The organism is Escherichia sp. MOD1-EC6162 (assembly GCF_002965125.1).
Taxonomy (GTDB): domain Bacteria; phylum Pseudomonadota; class Gammaproteobacteria; order Enterobacterales; family Enterobacteriaceae; genus Escherichia; species Escherichia marmotae.
This window is the reverse complement of the sequence record NZ_PTSB01000033.1, coordinates 21,829-41,635: the sequence shown is the minus strand read 5'-3', so window position 1 is coordinate 41,635 and position 19,807 is coordinate 21,829. Positions and strand designations below refer to the sequence as shown.

Annotated in this window: 21 protein-coding genes and 1 pseudogene; all 22 read right to left on the bottom strand. The window is 43.0% G+C overall.

Annotated features, from left to right (window positions below):
* Window position 1 precedes the first annotated feature (1 nt).
* Window positions 2-1,003, bottom strand: coding sequence for a phage late control D family protein (locus A9587_RS20710; protein ID WP_000944893.1), 1,002 nt, complete (start codon window positions 1,001-1,003; stop codon window positions 2-4).
* A gap of 200 nt (window positions 1,004-1,203) precedes the next feature.
* The gene (locus A9587_RS20700; RefSeq protein WP_042038376.1) at window positions 1,204-3,996 is read right to left on the bottom strand and encodes a phage tail tape measure protein; all 2,793 of its coding nucleotides are present in this window, start codon (window positions 3,994-3,996) and stop codon (window positions 1,204-1,206) included.
* A gap of 154 nt (window positions 3,997-4,150) precedes the next feature.
* Entirely contained in the window at window positions 4,151-4,432 is a 282-nt protein-coding gene (locus A9587_RS20695) for a phage tail assembly protein (protein WP_000450805.1), read from the bottom strand.
* A 9-nt stretch (window positions 4,433-4,441) separates the two neighbouring features.
* Window positions 4,442-4,963 carry a phage major tail tube protein gene (locus tag A9587_RS20690; protein ID WP_000070729.1) on the bottom strand — a complete coding sequence of 174 codons (522 nt, stop codon included), beginning with the start codon at window positions 4,961-4,963 and terminating at the stop codon, window positions 4,442-4,444.
* Between the two features lie 16 nt (window positions 4,964-4,979).
* Window positions 4,980-6,443: a phage tail sheath family protein gene (locus tag A9587_RS20685; protein WP_105265910.1), complete on the bottom strand. Its 1,464-nt coding sequence runs from the start codon at window positions 6,441-6,443 to the stop codon at window positions 4,980-4,982.
* Complete coding sequence (locus A9587_RS20680) at window positions 6,443-6,733, bottom strand: hypothetical protein (protein WP_001284546.1); 291 nt, start codon at window positions 6,731-6,733, stop codon at window positions 6,443-6,445. Before A9587_RS20680 ends, A9587_RS20685 begins: the two co-directional genes overlap by 1 nt.
* The gene (locus A9587_RS20675; protein ID WP_000609134.1) at window positions 6,734-7,219 is read right to left on the bottom strand and encodes a hypothetical protein; all 486 of its coding nucleotides are present in this window, start codon (window positions 7,217-7,219) and stop codon (window positions 6,734-6,736) included.
* Window positions 7,216-7,560, bottom strand: a complete 345-nt coding sequence (locus tag A9587_RS20670; RefSeq protein ID WP_001083980.1) for a hypothetical protein — start codon at window positions 7,558-7,560, stop codon at window positions 7,216-7,218. Before A9587_RS20670 ends, A9587_RS20675 begins: the two co-directional genes overlap by 4 nt.
* Complete coding sequence (locus A9587_RS20665) at window positions 7,560-7,952, bottom strand: hypothetical protein (protein ID WP_172954474.1); 393 nt, start codon at window positions 7,950-7,952, stop codon at window positions 7,560-7,562. Before A9587_RS20665 ends, A9587_RS20670 begins: the two co-directional genes overlap by 1 nt.
* Window positions 7,953-8,990, bottom strand: a complete 1,038-nt coding sequence (locus tag A9587_RS20660; RefSeq protein ID WP_105265911.1) for a major capsid protein — start codon at window positions 8,988-8,990, stop codon at window positions 7,953-7,955.
* Window positions 8,991-9,009: 19 nt separating this feature from the next.
* Window positions 9,010-9,393, bottom strand: a complete 384-nt coding sequence (locus A9587_RS20655) for a hypothetical protein (protein ID WP_105265912.1) — start codon at window positions 9,391-9,393, stop codon at window positions 9,010-9,012.
* 9 nt (window positions 9,394-9,402) lie between these two features.
* Window positions 9,403-10,467 (bottom strand): head maturation protease, ClpP-related, encoded by a 1,065-nt coding sequence (locus tag A9587_RS20650; RefSeq protein WP_172954475.1) that lies wholly within the window; start codon window positions 10,465-10,467, stop codon window positions 9,403-9,405.
* The gene (locus tag A9587_RS20645) at window positions 10,460-12,034 is read right to left on the bottom strand and encodes a phage portal protein (protein WP_001022885.1); all 1,575 of its coding nucleotides are present in this window, start codon (window positions 12,032-12,034) and stop codon (window positions 10,460-10,462) included. The genes A9587_RS20650 and A9587_RS20645 overlap by 8 nt, the downstream gene beginning before the upstream one ends.
* Window positions 12,031-12,270 carry a DUF6148 family protein gene (locus tag A9587_RS20640; protein ID WP_001058287.1) on the bottom strand — a complete coding sequence of 80 codons (240 nt, stop codon included), beginning with the start codon at window positions 12,268-12,270 and terminating at the stop codon, window positions 12,031-12,033. The genes A9587_RS20645 and A9587_RS20640 overlap by 4 nt, the downstream gene beginning before the upstream one ends.
* A gap of 11 nt (window positions 12,271-12,281) precedes the next feature.
* On the bottom strand, window positions 12,282-14,138 hold the full coding sequence (locus A9587_RS20635) for a phage terminase large subunit family protein (RefSeq protein WP_001406385.1): 1,857 nt from the start codon (window positions 14,136-14,138) through the stop codon (window positions 12,282-12,284).
* Window positions 14,139-14,143: 5 nt separating this feature from the next.
* The gene (locus A9587_RS20630) at window positions 14,144-14,695 is read right to left on the bottom strand and encodes a hypothetical protein (RefSeq protein ID WP_001019009.1); all 552 of its coding nucleotides are present in this window, start codon (window positions 14,693-14,695) and stop codon (window positions 14,144-14,146) included.
* Complete coding sequence (locus A9587_RS20625; protein WP_001185428.1) at window positions 14,695-15,285, bottom strand: ParB/Srx family N-terminal domain-containing protein; 591 nt, start codon at window positions 15,283-15,285, stop codon at window positions 14,695-14,697. The genes A9587_RS20630 and A9587_RS20625 overlap by 1 nt, the downstream gene beginning before the upstream one ends.
* A 557-nt stretch (window positions 15,286-15,842) precedes the next feature.
* Window positions 15,843-16,562, bottom strand: coding sequence for a hypothetical protein (locus tag A9587_RS20620; protein ID WP_000775053.1), 720 nt, complete (start codon window positions 16,560-16,562; stop codon window positions 15,843-15,845).
* Window positions 16,563-16,578: 16 nt separating this feature from the next.
* Window positions 16,579-17,952: a methyltransferase domain-containing protein gene (locus A9587_RS20615; protein ID WP_074561944.1), complete on the bottom strand. Its 1,374-nt coding sequence runs from the start codon at window positions 17,950-17,952 to the stop codon at window positions 16,579-16,581.
* Window positions 17,952-18,575: a ParB/Srx family N-terminal domain-containing protein gene (locus A9587_RS20610; RefSeq protein WP_000160645.1), complete on the bottom strand. Its 624-nt coding sequence runs from the start codon at window positions 18,573-18,575 to the stop codon at window positions 17,952-17,954. Before A9587_RS20610 ends, A9587_RS20615 begins: the two co-directional genes overlap by 1 nt.
* A 234-nt stretch (window positions 18,576-18,809) precedes the next feature.
* Window positions 18,810-19,235 (bottom strand): hypothetical protein, encoded by a 426-nt coding sequence (locus A9587_RS25240; RefSeq protein ID WP_442899309.1) that lies wholly within the window; start codon window positions 19,233-19,235, stop codon window positions 18,810-18,812.
* Window positions 19,224-19,520 (bottom strand): annotated as a pseudogene (locus tag A9587_RS25235) (tail fiber assembly protein); the annotation flags it as partial. The gene A9587_RS25240 and the pseudogene A9587_RS25235, both read right to left, overlap by 12 nt.
* Window positions 19,521-19,807: the final 287 nt, after the last annotated feature.

Here is a 19,807-nt window from a genome sequence, read left to right as displayed (position 1 = left end):
ATTAATACCCATTAATTACTCTTCGGACATCAATCGAGGTGGTATAACCACTAGCCCCAATTGAATGCACAGCTTTCGATATAAGATATTTTCCAGAAAATGAACCGAATCCGTCCAGATTTATAGTTACACCAGCTACCAATCTGGTGTCTCCAACCAATACTAAAGATCCTGTATTTTGATATCTATTTTTAAGCCGCAAAGCAGCCTTTGCCTTACGTTTTGCTTCATCTAAATTAGCTACCAGTTTTCTTATCTTAAGATTCGACCCTTCTTCTACGGATGGATCTACCCAAGTATACGAAAGCGACTTTCTTTTTTTAGGTACGCGATATTTGCACGTGCAACTTTTATACAAATCTGTAGATTGTGTGCTAAAGCTATATCTGATTATCTCATCAATACCTAACGTAAGCGTAGCGATAGGATCTTTTTGCTCAAACATCTCTTGAGCAAATATTATTAATTGGCTATCAGTGACCTTTAACGACAACCCTTCATCCTGGCATAGTCGATGGAGAAATTTTAAATCGCTTTCCTCCATTTGATCTTCACGCGCATAATATGGATTACTATCACCATCAATAAGAAACAACAGTTCAAGGTTAGCTAATTTAGCTATAGAGGTTGCTATATCTTTAAGAGTTGTTTTTTCCCATGCATTACTTTTTAAATCACGTCTAATGCCTGATGAAACAGGAACAGAAACAGCAGTCACCTCAACAACAGAAGGTGGTCCAGAGCAAGTTATGCCATCTACCTGGAATTTCCCGCACTCAAGGACGATTTGATTTATAGGCTTAAAGCTCAAATCAATAAAATCACCCTTTTTAGGTGTCCAGTCTCCAGACCATTTCCCATCATCATTTTTTAATATAATAGAAATATCATCGACCTGACCATCTTCATTATCTGTATAAGACATTGACAAAACATCAGGTGACATATGAGCGGTAATATTTACATTCTGATATATAACATCAAAAAGCGTTTTACGTAACACTATTGCGTCTCCACGGAGGCAAATTGTTTACTGATATTGGCATAACCGGAGCATCAGGAACTTTAAGAATAATTCCCGCAGAAAAAAGCACCGTAAAGCGGTGCTCAGTATTAGCATCAATAAGAAGATAAGACAGGTACTCATTACCATACAACTTTAACGCGATACTATCCCATGAGTCCCCTTGAACCGTTCTATAATCATCCAAAACTTAATCTCCGTTGTTGGAACATATGAGCACTCAATTTCTTCTCAAAATCAGAATATCCCGCATCTAATGCTCTTTTAGCTGCCGCCTCAGTTTCCTTTGGTGAACCAGCCGGAAGATTGATTACAGGTGAATAGGTTATTCCACCAGTCACAGCATTAACGTTCTGGCGAGGTCCAGAAGTCCCGGCGGCAGATATCCCGTGAGGTGATAAATTTGATTGCCCGAACTTGGTTGCTATTGCATTCTGTAGGCTGTTATTCCTGCTAACGCCTGATGCCAGAGTAGTCATTATTGCACCACCTGACTTTGTTAGCTGTGAGAATGGACCTTTTTTCGCGTCAGAGAACGGTAAATACTCACGTACAGAAGAAAAAACGCCTTTCACTTCATTAATTAAAGCATTTGCTTTTGATTTTATCCCAGTGATTAACGTCTCAATTATTTTTGCGCCTGACTCACTCCAGTTTATTCCAGACAAATAAGCCGTTACAGATTGGAATGCTCTTATAAAGAGTCCAACTGGTGAAAAACGCATAAAAACAGATACCAGTGTATCTATGATTTTCTTTCCTGTTTCGCTCCAGTTAATACCAGAAAGGTAATTTGTTGTAAGTTTAAATGCTTTAATTAAGAACGGAAGCGGAGACATCCATTTAAAAGCACTAATTAATGTACTATAAATTCTTACTCCTGCCGAACTCCAGTTTATGTTGGAAAGATAATCCCATGCTTTACCAAACATAGATATAATCCATCCATTGAGATCAAAGTTTAAGATAAAGTTTTTTATAGCTTCAAACGATTTAACTGTATATTCCTTAACAGAAGGCCAAACTCTGACAGCATAATCTCTGATCTTATCCCAGTTCTGATAGAGCAATATTCCTGCGGCAACCAGCGCAGATATAGCCATCTGAATCCACCCGAAGGGTGTTAGCTTTGTCGCTACAGATAAAGCCAGCATAGCTACCCTACACGCTATAACCACACTTTTCATGGTTAGAAACGCACCTGCCGCCATCACAATCTGAGACACAAAATTGGGGTTGTTAGCTACAAATTCACTAATTTTTGTAATCAGCGGAACCAAAACACTAAGCGCGGCATTCAAAGCAGGTTGCAAGGCCTGACCAAAACTTAATGATGCATTGCTAGCCTGAATACGTAATTGTTTCAATCGCTCCGCATTGTCTTTCGTTATGTTGGCAAAATCGCGGTCAATAACAGCACTTCCAGCACCAAGAGATGTTGCTTTGATTCTCTGGTATTCCTTCCAGTTTTGAATCATCGGACGAACAAAGTTCTGAACCTGCATATCGCCAAATAGCTCACCAAGTAACTTCTGATCTCCGTTCTTAGTCATTTTCATGACAGAATGCATTGCAGCTTCGAATGGATTCTTCCCTTTTTTCTGCGCTGTTGTGACAATTTTATATAAATCTACACCGAAATTTTTCTTTGCTTTTTTTAGTGTTTCAGGGGAAAGTATTTTCGCCAAAAAGTTGTTCATATTATTAGCAGCCTCATCCGAAGTTGCAGCACCTTTGCGAGCTATCTGCAAAGCTGCCCCCATCGTCGCGGCGGCTTCTTTACCTCCCATTTTTAATGCCTGGAACTGAGCACCAAGCACAGGAAGATTTTTGGCCATATCTTTAAATTCAAAGTTTCCCTCTTTCCCTGCCTGAACCAGAATCCCCATTGCAGACTTCATTTGAGATGGATCAATCTTCAATGAGTCACTTAATGTAAATGATGCTTTCGAGACATCGAGGATATCAGAGCCAGTAGCTGTAGCTGTTCGCCCAATAGTTAGTAGATTCGCCTGAGCCTCTTTATAATCCTGCCCAGCAGCGACGAGAAAACCCTGAGCGGCCTGAATATCAGATGCAAACTGGTTGGTGGCCGTTCCGGTAACAAGCATCGCCTGCCCCATCGCCTGAACTTCTTCCGGCTTCATATCTGCCGTAAGACCAATCATTTTGTTTTCACGATTGAAATTTGCTGCATTGTTAGCAGCAGCAAATGCACCAGCCGCTACAGCACCAGTTTGTAATCCTGACCTTACAAGTTGACTCTTTGCCTCACCAAGATGCTCTCGCTTCAATTCACGCTGCCTTTCCAACGCGCGGTTTAACTCCTCCTGAGCACGTTTTACTGCAAGAACATTTTTCCGTGCTTCAGCCAACGCATTTTTATAGCTGTTAATTTTATCAATACGTTGTTTTTCTAATGCCCGGTTAAGTTCCTCCTGCTGTTTTTTCACTTGCTGAACATTTGCTCTGGCTAAAGCCAAAGCCGTTCTGTAGCGGTTAACCTGCTCAACGCTACGGACCTGAGCCTCACGATTACGATCAATGCTGGCTTTAAGCTCTTTCTCTCTTGAGGCCAAAGCTCTGGCAGATGTATCAGCTCCCTGATAGGCAGACTTTAAAGCGGCCAGTTCTTCACGCTGAGAACGTAGTGATGCTCGTAAATTCGATGAATGTGTTTTTGCCTTCTCAAAGTCACGAAGCATCGCTCTGGTTGGATTGGCCGTGTTTTTTATTTGCTTCTGTAACTCTTCAACGCGAGCGGCAGCTTTATGATATTCGAGGGCAGTCTGTCCAACCTTTACTTTTACAGATTGTAGCTTTTGAATTTCCCCATGTTCTTTCGTTAATCCAGCAAGCTCGGCATTTAATTTAGCAACAGCCTGATTAGCTGTAGTAAAACTTTTGGGGAGAGAGGCGGCAACTTTGCCGCCAATTTCAAAAGCCAGCTTAAAGTTCTTATTGCTGGCCATTAGTATTAATCCTCATTAAACACATCAATCCATGCGACGATTCGCCTCAACCGAAGCGAAAGCCAGTAGGATATAGGTGTTGATTGAGATGATTGAGATAGAGAACTCGCGGCCCTCATTATTTGCTTATCAATAGGTTTTTGCTCATCAAAACCTACGAGAGCAAAAAATTCTGTACCTTTTGACAAACTTTAACAAAGTCTTTCGCTGGCAATCCATTCAGATACTCTATTGGACGGCCAATACAGCGAGCAGCCAAGGCTGCATGGACTTTATTATCAAGTGATGTTTGAACTGAAACATGCCCTTGAGATTGCAGTAAGTCCGATACCTCTAAAATATCACTGCCTTTTAGGTTGTCTAAATCAAGGTTGAGTTCAGTCACCGGCTCAAAGTCTTCAAAACGATATTCTTTACTTAATTTAACGGTTTCCATTTTGTCACCTTATAAACCTAAATCATCACGAACGCTTTTTAATATATCTTCACCATCAAAGATACAAATAAAGTTCAACTTATCAATTTCCAAGACTTCTTTTCCATCAATAAATAATTTGATATAGAGAACTTCAAATTCATTCTCTGAATCAGTAGCCTTTGCCACCTGTAGCGAACCTAAATCCAGTTTTTTAGGGTTTAGCTTCATTGAAGCCCGAATAGGAACCGTTTTATATTTTCCTGTTCCTGCATCATAAACCTGCTGGCTACCGCGAAAATCTACCTGATGCGATGAGGATAGAAATAATTTTGTACCAGCAGAGGTCAGAGTTCGCCATTTAAGAGAGACAGTCATTGGTTTGAAATGCCCCAGCGTTCCGCTCTCAAGCTCTCCAGCGATACCTGCACCACTAACAGTTTCTGTCATCATCTCAATTGATGGCAGCTTTGCGTCAGCAACACCGATAATACGGTTTCCCTCACCGTATACTGTAAAGTTAATAAGTCTCTCAGGAATTTGATTGCTCAAAGCAACCTCCTATTATTTATTCAGAAAACAAGTTCAGCAGATAATCAGGATTATATTCCATGACGAACTCTATATCTCTGGCAGGTGAGAATGGTGTCATTTTTACATGGAATTTAACAATCCCGTCCATCAATGACGTAATCGTGTTTTCAGACTGATCAAAGGTAACAACACCACCTGCAATATCCTGATTACCTGTGAGGCCGTTAAGCCAAATATTCGCACTTGTAACAATCGATTCAATTAATCGACGGTTTGCAGGATTGTCTATTTTTGACCAATGCGAAAGAATTAACGTATTACCCACCCAGTTAAACATACGTCGGCAAACACGAAATGCGTCTTTGGGGTCTGTAGATGTTGGATAAATAGCATTACGGTTTCCCCATGATTTCCAACCATCAAAATTAAGGCTTGTTACAATCCCCTGTCCATTTAAGTAGTTTGCCTGGCTAATGTTAAGCCATACTTCACTGCCATCTTTACGTACAGCACCGTCCATCTGTAGTTTTATATTTGACGGAGAACGTGATGGAATATCACCATACTGACTATCCAGCAAGCATGTTGCGGCCGCTAAATGGGTTGAGTGATGGTAAATATTGTCACCAAGTTTCACCATCGGCCAGCACACTGTCTGGTTAGCGGCCATGTGATTATTGTTCTGTTTCCATTCAGGAACAGCCGAGTAATCACTGATAGTAGATTTATCGGTCGGTGCATCAGTTATGGCTTCTGCTTTGAACAATTCACTAATCAACGCGGCTTTAGCCGCCATTAGCTGACCAACTTCACTATCAGAACTAAATCCAGGCGCAATCACTTGTCCAGGAACCAACTTGAAGCGGGGATACACATCAGACAGTAACTCAAGCCCTGTATTGGCTTTAGTGTTGGAATCCACACCACCGATAATGTCATTTTTAGTTACGGCACCGGGATCAAGATGCGTATAACTAACCTTAAGAGTAGCGTCTTTTTCGGTAATTTTTCCTCCGCTAATAGCGGTAATGACCGTATAGCCATTATCATCCAGCGCCAGCACATAATCGGTATCAACCGTTAATCCTGCCGAATCACCATCTGCTTTTTTCACAACAACAGATTTATATAAGACACCATCGTTAGAGAGCGTACCTTTCCCGCCAGAAAGTTTTACTACCTCATCAGTTACGTCTTTCTTATGCTTTGCTGGATCAAGCACATTAATAAATACAATTGGCGCAACACCATATATTCCAAATGCGACTTTAATTACTTCGCTTAAAGTATATTTCTCGAAGTTTGTGCTATATCCTATTTTAGATACGGCCTCTGCGTATGTATAAGCAATGATAGGTTTATTTACCGCTGAGGCTGGATCTTCTAACTGATTAACAGGAGCTGTACCAAATGCGACAATCAACCCAGCACTAACTTGTACTGGAGGAGTTATAGATGTAGCCAGCTCAGATATATAAATACCGTGGCGATATCCCATTATTTAATCTCCATGATAGAAGAAGAAACTCTAGAGTACATTACATACTCGACACTGGTTTTATCAGAAAGTCTTTTTTCTGCATCTGCAAAATCACTGGTTGCCACAAACAAACACTTTGCACCAGGAATATGTGATATTAATTTTTCACACTCTGGAGATAAACCATTCTTAAATAGTTTATGCTTCAAAATTGAGAGTTGAGGGATTGTTGGTCCTATATATACAAATGTTTGAGCAACATCTTCCTTCTTTTCTATATCTTCTTTACTACTTTTCTTATTAGCCATTTAGATAAACTCCTGAGACTGAATATTCTGAGGCTTTAATACTAGCCACGTTCCAGTTGCTTCCGTTATCCAATATGGATATGGTTGATCATCAAACATTCGCCATCTGATATCACCCTGAAAGAGAAATTTCTCTTCAAGTAAAGGCTTCTCCTGAAAATGAAACATCATCCTTTCAAGAAGAGCCATTACCCATTCATATCCAGTATGGTCCTCACAAAAACCACCTAGAAGAAACTTAACCTTAACTTCATCCGTTTCAGGCTGCATTCCTCCTTCCGTGGGTCTGATAATCACATGAGGAAATTCTGGCGGTTTATCTGGAGATGGTTGTGATTTAGGAGGCAAGTACCCTTTAAATATTGTTGGAACAAACAATTTAATATCGCTGTCTGTTTCATCATAAGGAGGCCCCTGCACTAATAAATCATGGAAAACCTCATGTTCCAACCGATTTTTTATTGCATCTATCAAAAGATTAATCAAATCGGCATTCCTCTGTTAGTATTAACAGTGAGAGTTATTTCCAATACACCAACATTATCTGATACTTCATCAACAATATAATTTTTACCGTTGATTTTCATTGACTGGTCTTTGACAGGGAGAACAGGAAAATCTTTTCTTGAAACAAATAATATTATTTGTCCCTGATTTATTCCCTCTGCAAACTCAGCATATGAGCGTTTATTACGCTCATGAATAAGGTCTGTATCAATAACGGCAAGGATATCCTTGCCGTCTATGTTATATGTATCGGCAAACTCTTTTTCATTGAGGAATATTGCAGAAATATCTTGCGCTATAACCTCTTTGAAGGAGTTCATTACTTCTTATTACCTTTTTTTTGCGTTGATTTTTTCGCATTACTGGTATCAGAAGTAGCTACAGATTCAGATGAATCATCAGCAACCATTTCCTCATTGCCGCCATCATCCTCAAACTCAACCTCGAATACACAGCTACCCGCCTCCGTTCGCGTAATCAACCCCGCGTCCACAGCATCATTAACAGCAGATGCGTATCCGTGCTCAAAAGCTAACTTAGCAGCACCATAGCCCCCAGCCGATGCCAAATCACCATCCTCTTCGGTGGCAATAGCATGTCCTGACGCAATCAGTTCGGCAATTCTGGAGTTATCCATTAGCCCATTAAGCAAACGGCCCGCTTTTAGCGAGCCGTGGCTTATCGTATCGATGTTTTTAACCAGTCTGGCCATTTAAACCACCTTAGCCACCAGATAGGCGTCAGCCACGCCAGGATTAGGCAGTGGAGACGACTTCATGGCAACATAACGACCTCCCGGCTTACGAGATACCCAAGTATCTGGAACTCGTGGTGACTCAACAATCGTCAGAGTCTTTTCAGCTTCATCTACAAGCTCTACAGCACCATACAACATAGTTCCCCGCCCCGGAGAGCCAAGGAGAATCTTATCCTCCGGCACTAATGGTTCTGGTTTTCCTGTTTTATCACTAAGAATAAGTTCGTCGTAACCATAAAAATCGAGCCCCTCAATATTACCATAATGAGTAACTCCTTCTTCTAAGTCCTCTGGCTTAATATACCCAAACTCTTTTCGACGATTATCAAGATATTTAGTTACTGCTTCATTTTTAACGAATGCATCAACAACTTTTGCACCCATTACAGCAGTACGAGGTGTAAAACCTGATGTTAGTGATACCCGGCGCTTCCAGTTGCGGATATTGACCAACGGATCTGATTTTGCGGCACTCCATAAATCATCACCTGTCAGTTCAAGGTATGGTTTATCACCTTCCTCTTCAGGCCAAAAATAAACTGTGTCATCTACTCCTTCACCAACAATATCAACCTGTCCCGTAAACAAGACCTGTGCACACATCCATTCTTCACGGCGGTTAACCATTTCATCAAGCTCAAGCAAATCTTTACCTAATTGCTCGGCGGCTCGTTCTGCTGGCGATTTTGCGTTGTAAATATTCTCACCCGGAAGCCTGTTTAAAAGCTGCTCTGCTGTTGTTACCAAATCAGGTGCAACAAGTGGTGGCTCCAGAGTTCTCGTTACAAAGCCGCGTCGCTCAACGGTTTTTGAGCCAAAACGTTTACCAACAAACGGAGCCATAGTACGACCACCGCGAACAAAATCCAGATCAACTTTCTTTGTATTAAAGGTCTGAACACCAGGAAAAAAGGTACGAAGAAGAAAACGACGAGCCTTGAAATTCTGAATAACAGGCTCAAGCATTGTACGTCGCTCAAAAATATCAACCATAAAATATTACCTCTTTATATTATGCATATGGATTTTGTTGTGCGGTATTAAGGAATATTCCAACCTTCCGGCAAGCCAGATATACATCGGCAACTTTTGCTGATTCAGGAAGGATAACCGCATGTGCATTGAACATTCCGGTCAGCCATGCTGTTCCAACTTGCGCTGAATCAGTCGCATCAATACTATGTTGAGCGATACAATACGGTTCTTTTGCCACCCCCTCACCAGAGAGATTTATTGGTGCCACAGTGACAACATTTGTTGTCTGATCAATACTGACAAAAGCAAGCAACTCACCTCGATTTACTTTACCGCTGGCAAGTTTAATACTTGTTGTAATTGCTGGCATACCACCAGAAATAATCAGATTATCTGGTTCAAATGAAAAAGACTCTCGCATAAACCCACCTTAATTTTTATCGCGGTTTTTAAATACTGACCCAATAACATTTTTTACTACTTCAGCTTGTTTATCGCCGTTGTTTTCTGGTTGATTAACATCAACTGAATCATTCACCTCATTTGCGTCTTCTTGCCGTTGATTAAGAAAGTTTTTGTTACGCGCTCGCTCTGCATTCATAATTTCCAAAGCAAGTTCAGCCGCAGAAATTCCCGTTTTGAATTTTGCATTCTTAACCAGGTCGTCATGACCTGGAATTACGCTATTCTCGATTGTTTCAATGCGCTCGCGTTCTGATTTAACGCCATCGTCTTTACCAGCATTAAAAACCTGATTGTATAATTCTGGATGTTTATTTTTTAATTCATCAAGAGTCACAACATCGTCCTCATTTTGTTCATTTGATTCAGTAGATAATTCATTTTTATTTTGCGGCAGCTTTGCGAGCGAATCAGGTAATTTTGAAAACCTTGATGCTTCAAAAGTTATTCCATTGAGCGAAAGCATCCCTTCCTTTATAGAAGCGGATAAGCGCATTGGTTTTTCAACTTCGTCAGCAAATCCAAGCTCTACAGCCTCTTCTGCATTTAGCCATGTTTCCTGATCCATTAGTTCAATTAATTTATCCTCAGAAAGCCCTGTTTTCTCCTTATATGCAGATAAAATACTATCTCGTATCTTATCCATCATCTCAGCAATATCACGTAGTTCATCCGCATCACCAGCAGCAAATGTCCACGGATTATGGATCATCATCATAGCATTAGATGGGATAACAACTTTATCACCTGCCATTGCAATAATGGTTGCAGCCGATGCAGCAATACCATCAATATAAACAGTAATATTAGCCTTATGACGTTTTAATGAAGAAAGAATAGCTTGAGCAGTAAAAACAGAACCACCATAACTATTAATTTTTACGTTGATAGCATTTGATGATATATCCTTTAATTTATTAACTATGTCAGAAGAAGAAACCTCATCAAATTCGCCAATATATCCGTAGATTAAAAGTTCAGCCGGAGAGTCATCTTCACCCGTGCTATTTTTTATTTCCCACCAATTAGGCATCATCTGTCTCCATATTTTGTTCATTTACCTCAGAAACAGGAGGCGTAATCAGCCCCAACTCACGGCGAGCATTCTCTTCTCTGCCACAAATTTGTGCGGTTTCTTCCCAGTTAAGACCTGACATTTCAGCCGCTTCCTTTTCACGGGTAGAGAATGTTTCCTCAACACGCAGTTTTGCAGCTTTGACTTCTTTAAGGGGATCTAATTGGCCTTGTGATGGGCCATACCATTGAGCGCCACTCCATGCAGCGCGATATTCAGGCCCATAAAAAAAACCAGGGGCAATAACACGACCTTTAGCAACGGCTTCGGCCAACCATTCCTCATAGATCGGTTGGCAAAATGACTGAACCATCCAGTCACGTCGCATACGGAACATTTTCCAGGCTTCAAGTAATGCGGCCCTGCTTGCGCTATAACTTGCTGTAAAATGCTTTACCAAGAGTTCGTAAGGGAGTTCTAAAGCAGCCCCAATTTGACGGCATATGGCGACAACAAAACCATCAAATGCCGTATTTGGTCGCCCGGGATTTGCTGTATCTATCGACTCACCTTCACCCAAACTTACTATGGAGCCATTCCCCATTTCTTGGGTGTTATCATCATGGTTATCGATCTGCTCGTACTGAGGGATACCCGATTCACCGACTGGTCCATCAGGAGCGTCTGTTTTAATAAAGACAGTAAACATCCCTGACACAACCGCAGCAACCAATTCAGCATCGGTGTATCGTCCTAACTGCTTCAATGCTTCAATAACAGGAGCAAGGACAGGAACGCCACGGCGTTGCCCAGGCCTTTCAAAATCCTGCATGACATGCAGAATATTTCTTCTTCCTGTTTTACTCCCATATGCGGGAATACGTTCCCACTTGCGGGTTACAAAACCAGAAGTCCCGGCTGGGTGATGTTTTGCAACCCAGTACGCCACAGGCTCGCTAAATTCACCAACCTCTACGCCACCGTAAAGATTTGGTATAAAACGATCCTCTGGATTGCAAACACGATCACCTTCAATTAAATAGACGCACAAATCATATATAACACCCTTACGCTTAATAACTGGTAGCGCAGCAAATATATCGCCAGATGTTAACGCAGATATTTGGACCAATGATTGCAATTGTCCAAAAGTACACATTCTTGATGCATCACAATTTGGAGAATCAGCCCATAATCTAAACTCACGCTCAACATGCTTTTCCCATGCTCGCGCTTCTTCCTGCGTCATCCCCAAGAAATCGGCATCAATGTTCGCATTTAGTTTTAAACCGGAACCAACAACGTTTGTCCTGATAGTTTTTATTGCGCCAACCGATAGCGGGTTTCCCATGAAGAGATCACGAGAACGCTCACGCAATTTATCTATATTTTTAACAATATCATCATCAGGAGAACCAGCTTTACTAAACCAACCCCTTAATGATTTTTTATGAGTGCTTGCACCATGACGTGAATATCCAAGGTTATTAATACCTTCAAGTGCTTCTAACCGTTTTCTTGCCAAAGCTCGATTTAATGCCCTCTGAGGTGAAAACGGCGCAATAACTCGATCAAGAATATTCATAAATCTCTTATCACCACTCGTTTAATTCGTGGGCCTCGGCGTATACCTGCTGATAATCTTTCTACTTCATTACGCCAGTAATCCATCTCTTTTCTGACTTCTGATAAATCCGCACGAGTTAACTGCCGCGTACCAAATTTATATGACTGACCGCCAATAGCAATAGCGCGATATGCTTCCCGCCAGACAGATAACATCTCTCTGGCTTCAGTCAGAGAAAATGCTTCATTGTTCATTTATATTTCCTCTATATGGTTACGCCTTTACTTATAACTCTACGGCGTCTTCTACGTATACCTGACGAGTTCTGCACATACACATTACCTCGCATTTCCTGTTCGGCAAGCCAGTTAAAATTAGGGTTCAGAATTTCCATCGCGGCAGTTGCATAGTTACGGCAATCAAGAGGCTCGTTACGCTCGTAGACTTTCACCCACTTTTCTTTTGTCTGCCCATTTTTATATTCAAATATTTTTTTCTCTGATAATAATCCTTTAAAGTATTCGGTATCATATCCTCTGTCAGAATCTAATGGGAAATGCATATAACCAGGACCAGGATCATGTAGTTTAATTCTTGCCATGATGGTCCCTTTACCATCATCAACCCCCAAATTAAACAACATAGCACCCACACGGTTATTATTACTTGGCTTTCCTATAAATGGTAAACCTACCCCACCACGCCCCCTGATAGAGTATATTCGCCTTGATTCTCTCGGCTTAGTAAAGCGATATACCTCTGTCGTAAAATGCCCACCAGAGTCAATACAAACGGAAGAAATCTGTAATTTTCGACCGTCACGGAATGACCAGCTACGGAGTAAGTATTCATCAAGTTGTTTCCAGACAACATCTTGTGCGGGATCACCTGGGAATATTTTATATTCTATCCCCCATGACTCCTTACCTTTTCCCCAACCGACCAATTCACAAACTAAATACGTGTCCTGTACGTCAACACCAGCACTTAACAATAAAACATCATCTGGTAAAAACTCTTCAAACCTTATTCTGCGTTGCAACAAGTATTCAGGATCGATATCGTCTTTAGCATCCTCTTTCCATGGCTCACCCAGCTTAAGGTTAATAAACTCCATTAATCCATTTTTATCGCGGTTTCTGGTTGCTTCCGTAAATTCTTCAACCAGCTCTGACAATGCAACCCACGGGGAGTAAAGACTGTTAATATGAAAACCAACAATACCTTTAACTCCAGTATGTTCAGCTATCCATACCCCCTTCGCCAACCAATCAACGTCTGGTTTACCAGATCCGCGCATAATCCCGCCGCACTCACAGCACTCATATCTGGCCGTTTCCGGTAACGCCTCACCTGAATCGCTCTTATCCCATCTGACTTGCGACCATTTCATCACCTGCATGGTGCCACAACATGGGCAAGGAACATGGTAGTAACGCTGATCGGAGAGCTTAAACCACTTGTGGATTTTGCTCGTTTCCTCCAAAACAGGAGTAGAAACAAAAACTTTCTTACGATTATGAAAGTTGGTAGTACGCTGAATACCTAGTTTTAGTGGGTCGCCCTCCTGCGTCACACCGTAACGATCAATCTCATCAGCTAACAATATTCGAATTGGCCTGGATGCAAGACCTGCTGGGGAATTAGCACCAACAAGTGCTATATATCCACCAGCGTAATGCTTCATACGTATAGTCGTGCTGGACTTTTTGGCTGCACCGCGCCCCTCTTTCCCTTCATGCAGCTTGTGTTTCAAACCAGGGGAATATTTGAACGTCGGATCAATACGCTCTTTTGAAAAAGCCTCAGCCGCCTCTACCGTTGGATAAATCATCAACTGAGGAGATGGCTCCTGATCTGCAAAGTAACCCATAACATTTAGCTGTAATTCGGATTTACCAATTTGCGAGCTACATTGCATCACTACTGTTTCTGTATCAGCGTCACCAATAACATCCATTGGTTCACGCAAATATGGCACTCGGCTTGTACGCCACGGCCCTGGCTCTGGAGACGTTCCCGGCGCTACATGACGATACTTATCAGCCCATTCGGAAACAGTTAGCCGTGATTTAGGGCGAAGCGCACGGAAAAAAGCGGTGCTCCATACTGTTTCGCCCATGAGGTTTATTCTTCCTGCTTAATAAATCGGGATTCCTGGAGCGCCTGAAGCGCAAAATTAATCTCGTCTTCAATAATGCGTTCGATCTCCCTGGCTGTTTTGCCTTCACAACGGGGAGCTGCTCTTGGAGCAATACTAAATAAGCGGCTACGCAATTCATTAGCTGCCAGAAATGCATCATCCCTGACCGCATCTTTAGCGATGAGAGAGCCTTCCTTTTCTTCAAATTCAAGGCGTTTCAGCTTTGCCTGATAAATTTTTTCTGCGGTCTTAGCCTTGTTGAATTGCACCGCAACACCGGAAGTACCACCAGCTAATCCGGCATCATCAGCGGGTAACTCTGGTTGTTCCGAAGATATCCCATGCCCTCTTTTTCCATTTTCAGCAGATACCTCACGACCAACCTGTCGGCTCGCTTCATAAGCCGCACTAGCTTTATCAAAATCCAGCTTGCCGCTTTTCAGCACTGGAATGCGACCGGAACGACAGAGCTTCGTAACCATTGCCGGAGAAATACCTTTCCGGCGGGCAAACTCTGACTTACTGACGATGGCCATTACTTGCAACCATTAGCAAGATACTGAACAAATCCCTCATGAGTTTCATGCGCGTCGTGGTACTGACGATAAACATCCAGCAACAATGCAATTTCCATATCCGTCGCGGGAATACGTTCTTTATCAATAGCCAGGTACTTAATTTGAACAACAGGGGAAGAATTATCGTCTTCTTCCTGCGGCTGTTCATCGCTTAACATTTCGTCAAGCTCTGCATCATTAAACCCAAGCAGATCAATATCAAAATCATCATCCATTAACGCTTTGACTTCTTCGGCCAGAAGCTGCATATCCCAGCCAGCATTTAAGGCCAGCTTGTTATCTGCAATCCTGTAAGCCTTCTTCTGTTTTTCAGAAAGGTTACTCAACCGAATCGCTGGAACTTTATCCATTTCCAGAATTTCGGCTGCTGCAAGCCGCCCATGCCCCGCAATCAGTTCATTCTTTTCATCGATCAGCACAGGATTAGTGAAACCGAACTCACGGATACTGTTCACCAACTGTTCAACTTGCTCATCTGAATGAGTCCGTGAATTTTTGGCGTATCTGAGCAGCTTACCGACTGGTAAATATTCGATTTTTAGAGCCATTTTTTAACCGCCATAACACAACAGGTTAAAGAAAACTGTTTAACTTATTGATACTAAAAGAGAAAAATGACGATCTTTTTACTCATAAAAAATCACACAAACCAGCATAATCATCTGATTTTATTAAGTTTTTATAAGTAAAAAGGATCTTGATATGGTGTTTTGGTTAAAAGATTGGATGTATTTGCATGATTTATAACGATTTTTATCAAAACAGCCTTACATTAGTTAAAGATCTGCGCGTATCTTGATGATCTAAAAGAAAATTTTCTACTTTCTTTTTACCATCGCAAGCACAGCAAAAAATCACGTTTTCCCAATATTTTTCAATGAGATGAGTAAATTTCTTTTACCGCAACTTTTAACCTAACTTTTTTCACGTTTAGCTAGCCGAACATCGGGGTTCGAATGACCCGCATCCAACGCTTTTGGCCAGAAGGACCCAATTCTGCCGGACGATGAAACGATGCTCGTGCTCACCCACAGACAGCCAGCGAGCGACGCTACAGCACACAGTGAATACACCCTGCATAACAACACCATCAACCACACGATGATTAACGAGAGAACGTCTTAGAAAGAATGTCATCAATAGCCTTTGTGACTTCATCAGCAAACGCATCCTCACCAGCACGTAGCGCCACGCCATGCCAATCAAGACGCTGCGAATAGTTAGGTTGCTGGATAAACGTAAGGATCAACGTAGGACGCCGCCCAACGCGCTGCCAGACGCCTGGTTGAAGCGGGTTACTTGTACCAGGTCGAACAACAAAAAACTCCGTAGGCTTGCCCTGACGGCGATTTTGATGCGCATCTCGCTGAACTCTTAGGCCAGATAAGACCTGCTGTAATTGCCCCCGCGAAATATTCCCGTATTTGTCCAGCTTTGCGCCGGGACCAGGAGCAAGCTGCCAGCCGTTAGGCAAATATCCACCAGCCCTTAGCGCCCCTTCTGAGCGTTTGTACTGTCGTTGGCCACCTTCGATTTGCGGAGTCAACGTTACAGGGGCTGGCGTTCCTCCCCATTCACGAGCATACACAATGGCTGTAGGATCACTCTTCTTTGCGGCCAAAACGTAAGTAGAGTTCTGAATCCACGGCGTGGGCCTGTCAAATACCCGATTAATTTCATTCTTAATCGCAGCCTGAGAAGCCTTTGCCGTTCTGGTTGCCGCAAGCGCCATTGCGAATGGCAATTCGCGTTCTTCAAGGCGCTGGAGTTGTCGTTGAATATCCTGAGAAGAAAAATCCATCTTTATCTCAATTCTGTCAGCCACCAGCGCCTCCTACACACTACTTAATCAACGGCCGGAAAGCCGCCAACACATCATCAGATCGTCCGATTGTTGAACCACCAGGCAACGGCAACTCAAACTCAAAACGAACAGCTTTCTCCAGACTCTCCCAGCGAAGAGAATCATCGTTAATAACGTGCAAATACCAGCTCTTACCGTTAAATACCGACCGCTTTATTCTGAAGCTATGCTCACGGCACAATTGCTTCACTTCCTCATCAGAATGAAACTTCTGATAAAACCAGTGTCCCTTCCGGTACAAAGCAGAAAAACCGTTATGGTCAATAAAATAAAGCCGACTTATAGAGCTAGCAGCTTGCGTTCGTTTAAGCACACTCTCCAGCTCTCCACGGCTACGGCCAGAAAAGAATATTGACCCACCAGCTTTACACAGGCCTTTCAGAACCGTCAGAACGGACCATTCAGCCTCGACACTATCGACCGAGTTCAAAACGCTATCGCAAATCACGTAGTCGTAACGCCCTCGCGTTTTTAAGTCGTCCACCAGCGTATCAATCATTCGGTTTGTTGCAGCCCTATCCAGAGTGTTTCCTGCGCCCTTACGGCGGAAAAGCTCAAGATCATGCAGGTTATACCCCTTTGCCCTGAGCATTCGCGCGTAGTCTCCCTGCCCCGAACCAAAATCAATTCCTCTTGGCGTCTTGGCAATGATCGGGAGGATCAACGACTCATACAGGTTTGATTTCAGGCTGCCACCATTACGCAACCGCATAAGCTGCGCATACGTCTGGATGTATGTTGTTTTCTCCAGATGAGAATACTCAAATACACCATAAGTTTTATTCAGATAACTTTGGTATTTTTCCTTCTCAACATCAGGGATCACAAACACCGTTAGCGGTGTGCGCGTCATCTTCGCTGCTAATGCATACTGAGCACAGTGAATAACCTCGCCAGACTGAGTAGCAACACAACCACCCCACGGACCATACTTGATAACCAGTTCCGCTATGTTCTTTCGAACATATGCCATTTTCGCGCGCATATTGCCTGAGATCTGGCTTGCCGATACCTGAACAAAACCATGCTTATCTTCCAGACCGGACACCCTGCAACGCTCATCTCCGCTATCAAAATCCGTTCCGTTATGCAGTTGGTTAAACCGAACTTCGTCGTATACCGTCGTTTCACAGGGCAACACATACACCGCAGCACGCGTTATTCCCAACTTACGTAGCGCCTTCGTCCTTTGGTGTCCCGCCACCAGCAAATCGCCGCGCACTATCAATGGCTTCACAAGCCCCAGCTCCCTGACGCTTTCAGCCAGCCTCGCAAGATCATCCTCACCGATAAAACGCGGGTTATATTCCGCGCCGCGTAGGTGCGTTATGTCGTAATTCAGGTGAAGCATCAGCACACCTCCCCAGCCAGCAATGCGGATACAAATCCGATATAGCTGCCATTATCATCAACATAACGAGACACCGCGCAGTCAAAACGATCCGCTTCCTCATCCGTTGCCGGGATTTTATGACCTCCAAATGACAGGTACTGAACTTTTACGCCTGATTTGGCCTCATCCTTCTCAAATGGGATATCCATACCCTCTGTGTCATCGTAGACCGCCGCACTCAATAAGTTATCCAGTTCGCGCTGAGTAAAACCAATTGAGTCCAGAGCAAAATCATCGGCCGCAAGATCTGCAAGCTCCGCGCTTAACAACTCTTCATCCCAACCAGCATTCAGCGGAATACGGTTGTCGGCCAGACGATATGCCTTCTTCTGATTCTCCGTTAGCCCTTCCAGAACAATGCAGGGAACATCATCCATCCCCAACTGAGTGGCCGCAGCAATTCGACCATGACCAGCAATTACAACGTTGTTTTCGTCTATCAGGATCGGATTAGTCCATCCGTACTCCTGTATGCTGGCAACAATCTGATCTACCTGCTCCACGGAGTGTGTGCGAGCGTTCTTTTCATAACCAATCAACACAGAAAGTGGTAAAGAAACCACATTAAGATGTTTTGTCATGCCGTTTATCCGCTAAAATCCCCTCGCTTGTGCAAGCAAGTGGGCCTCGGTTTGTATCCACGGCACCCTGTGGGTATGAATGACTGTCGTCAGGTCGCAACTGACGGCGGTCGCCCACCTTCCAGTAATAAAAAAGCCACCAGCATTAACTCCACAATGAGCTGGAGTTAATGAGGCAGCTTTGGTTTGCGCATTATCGCAGCCCCTGATAAGCACAAGAGCTGCTGTAATGCGTTACTCTGGTATCAAACAGATGTGGCCGTTATTTACCTCAATGCGAGAGTATCTCGGCTTACCATCCACGATTCCGGTAATGACAAGTTCGCCATCAGGCGACCATTCTTCTTTGTCGTCTTCAAGTACCGCGCCTTCTGGCAGATCAATACAAGCAAAAACAGGACAGCCAGGATGACGTTTATCCTCCATCGCAATCAGCATCGACTCACAGAACCACTCTGTAGTAGCACGGCCATCAGCCGCCTGATAGTGAATCAGATACTGGTTTTCGCCATTTGCATACTGAGCACGGGCTTGAACTTCTCCCCATTCGTCACTGATACGCATTGTTACCAGTTGGGATAATTCAAACTTAAACGGAACAGCCTCGGCACCAATAGATATCAGTGAGTTTTCTCGGTGCTCTGTACCTTCACGCTTCACAATTTGAACATCTTTGACGAGCCAATCACCTGTGTTATCTACTTTTCGATACTCATCAGTATCAGGTAACTCAATAACACTCATCCCATCCGGGCAAAGCAACGATACATCCTTCGATACACTGCGGATAATGCCGTTATTGTCATACGCAATCTTTAAAGTATGAGGCTGAAATTTCTTCTGTTCCTCATACCAATCTCTTCCGTCTTCAGTAAAAAGCGGTAGCACATCTGGATGTTTGCCACGGGGATCAATAAGCGGCGCACTAATATTTTTTAAATGCATCATATAAATAACCCTACATCTATCTCATTGACTTGAATGAAACGCACCCTGACCGCAATTGCTCCCGCTTACACCGAAAAGCTCTCTGCGCCACTAAGATGCGCCACAGGACACCAGCAATAACCACCAGCGAGATACAAAAACACACGGCCACAACCATCAGAAAAATGCCAAGACCATTCATGAAACTATCCATTTTTCAATGAATACCTCCAGTAATATCAAGAGATACGCCGTACCCAGCGCGGTTCCTACCGATATAGCTAAGACAAACCTCAAAGATAACG